We start from the raw sequence: 970 nt of genomic DNA, 5'->3' as shown, positions 1-970 counted from the left end.
GGAGGAAATATGAACGACATCGTGAATGACGTAAACCAAGTGGGCGAAAACGCCGCTACGCGTGTACCTTATTTACCGCAGGACTTGCCGTTTAACGAAGATCAAAAGCAGTGGATGGGCGGTTTTCTTGCTGGCCTACATACGCGTTTATTGATCAACAACGATGGCGCGCAAGCAGGTGCAAGTCAATCTGCGCCAGTCGCACAAAAAGCGATATCTATTATCGTTGGCACCCAGACTGGCAACTCAGAAACTGTTGCGGAAGATGCTGCCGAGCTAGCACTTTCTCAGGGTTTAGCACCTACCGTTTACGACATGGACGATGTAACGCTAGACATGCTGTCTGCCACTGAGCGCTTGCTTGTTGTAACGAGTACTTACGGCGAGGGTGAAATGCCCGACAACGCACAAAACTTGTGGGATCAGGTTGAGGCAGACGACGCGCCGCGTTTCGAGAATATGTTCTACTCAGTACTTGCCTTGGGTGATACCAACTACGACGACTTCTGTTTAGCTGGCCAGCAATGGGATGAGCGTTTGGCAGAACTTGGCGCAACGCGCGTTGAAGATCGTGTTGATTGCGACATTGACTTTGAAGCTGCTGCTGAAGCATGGATCGAGAAAGTGATCCCGACCATTGCAAGCAAAGGACGTGACGGTGGTGTTTCTGGTGCGGCCGCAGAGCCTGTGTCAGCGAAAAACGAAAAATCTAAGTTCAATCGCAACAACCCTTTGCAAGCGAAGTTGGTCAACAAGCGTTTGTTGAACAAAGAAGGCTCAAGTAAGGAAATCGTGCATTACGAATTCTCTTTGGGCGATAGCGGCGAAACCTACAATGCAGGGGATGCACTAAATGTTATTGCGTTGAACCAACCTAGCCTTGTTGAAGCCTGCTTAGCCGTGTTCGGTGTTGATGATGCAGAGTCTGTTCCATACAAAGAGCAAAACTATACAGCCGCAGACGTACTCA

1 protein-coding gene is annotated in these 970 nt (G+C 49.5%); it reads left to right on the top strand.

Annotated elements, in window-relative coordinates; all coding sequences use genetic code 11:
* Positions 1–9 precede the first annotated feature (9 nt).
* A partial coding sequence (locus A3739_RS18230) for a flavodoxin domain-containing protein (protein ID WP_197472422.1) occupies positions 10–970 on the top strand: 961 nt, incomplete at its 3' end.

Source organism: Oleiphilus sp. HI0067, assembly GCF_001635735.1.
This window is presented reverse-complemented; position numbering and strand designations above follow the sequence as displayed.